Consider the following 1045-nt stretch of genomic DNA (forward strand, 5'->3'; position numbering starts at 1 on the left):
CGTGCGTGTGGTCGGCGACGGCGCGTCGGCACGCGCCGGTACGTCGCGGCGGCCGGCATGGCCGGCTGGCCGGTGCTGTCGGAGCCCAACGGCGGCGCCCGCTACGGCGACCACACGATCTCGGCCTACCACCACCTGCTGAGCACCCCGGAGTTCGCCGAGGCGCACCGCCCCGAGGTGGTGGTCACCCTCGGCCGCCCCAGCCTGTCGAAGTCCCTGCTCAGGTGGCTGGGGCAGGCCGGCGAGCACGTCGTGGTCGCCCCCGACCTGACCCGCTGGCCCGACCCGACCCGCTCGGCCACCCAGGTGGCGCAGGCCGTGGAGATCCCGATCGCGGCCGGCGACGACGCCTGGCTGCACTCCTGGCGCCGCGCCGACACGGCGGCCCGGGCGGTGATCGACGAGGTGCTGGACGACTCGGGCCTCAGCGAGCCGCGCCTGGCCCGGGACCTGGCGGACCTGCTGCCCAACGGATCGCTGCTGACGGTCGGCTCCTCCATGCCGATCCGCGACCTGGACCAGGCGATGCGGCCCAGACGGGGGCTGCGGATCCTGTCCAACCGGGGCGTCGCCGGGATCGACGGGGTGGTGTCCACCGCGATGGGCGCGGCACTGGCCCACAACGGCCCGGCGTTCGCCCTGATGGGCGACCTGACCTTCCTGCACGACCAGAACGGGCTGATCCTCGGCCCGCTGGAGCCCCGCCCCGACCTGTGCCTGGTCGTGGTGAACAACGACGGGGGCGGGATCTTCTCGCTGCTGCCCCAGGCCGCGTTCCGCGAATCGTTCGAGCGGGTCTTCGGCACCCGGCACGGGGTGGACCTGGCCTACACGGCCGCGGCCACCGGCACGCCGTACACCGTCGTGAGCGAGCCCGGGCAGCTGGACAAGGCGCTGCGCGGGCAGGGGGTGCGGATCGTGGAGGTGCGCACGGAGCGGGGAGCCAACGCGGCGCTGCACGTCACCATGCGGGAGGCGGCGAGCGCGGCGGTCCGCGCGGTCATGGCAAGGTGACCGGCGGGGCGGGCGACGCGTCGCCGCGCGA

At 75.2% G+C, this 1045-nt stretch carries 1 protein-coding gene; it reads left to right on the top strand.

The genetic code is table 11. The annotated features are described in order from the left end of the window. Positions 1 to 1014: thiamine pyrophosphate-dependent enzyme (locus ACWJ6R_RS36920; protein WP_449066639.1), on the top strand; the 1014-nt coding region annotated here is incomplete at its 5' end. Positions 1015 to 1045 lie beyond the last annotated feature (31 nt).

The organism is Planomonospora algeriensis, assembly GCF_977012225.1.